This window comes from Acidovorax sp. KNOB132 (assembly GCF_057541515.1).
Genome location: NZ_BAAJYT010000653.1, coordinates 1 through 593 on the forward strand (window position 1 = coordinate 1; position 593 = coordinate 593).

1 protein-coding gene is annotated in these 593 nt (G+C 69.3%); it reads left to right on the forward strand.

Annotated features, from left to right (window positions below):
* Window positions 1–593, forward strand: a 593-nt coding sequence (gene lnt, locus AC27IO_RS25235) for an apolipoprotein N-acyltransferase (protein ID WP_498741347.1), incomplete at both ends; no start/stop codon positions are given.

Here is a 593-nt window from a genome sequence, read left to right on the forward strand (position 1 = left end):
CTGCTGGGCATTCCGCTGGGCGACATGGCGCTGGGCTACACCAACTCGGTGATGGGCTTCGCGCCCGGCCAGGCCGCGCCGTACCAGTACGACAAGCACCACCTCGTGCCCTTCGGCGAGTTCATCCCGCCGTTCTTCCGGTGGTTCACCGAGATGATGAACATCCCGCTGGGCGACTTCAACCGGGGCGCCGTGGGGCAGGCGCCGTTCCTCTGGGCGGGCGAGCGCATCGCGCCCAACATCTGCTATGAGGATCTGTTCGGCGAAGAACTGGGCGCGCGATTCACCGACCCCGCCCAGGCGCCGACGATCTTCGTGAACCTGAGCAACATCGGCTGGTTCGGCGATTCGGTGGCCATCGACCAGCATCTGGCCATCAGCCGCATGCGCGCGCTGGAGTTCGAGCGCCCGATGGTGCGGGCCACCAACACGGGGGCCACCGCCATCATCGACCACCGGGGCGTGGTCACGCAGCGCCTGCCGTCGCACGTGCGCGGCGTGCTGACCGGCGAGGTGCTGGGGCGCAGCGGGGCGGTCACGCCCTATGCATCTTGGGTCTCGCGCTGGGGCCTGTGGCCGCTGTGGGCGCTGGG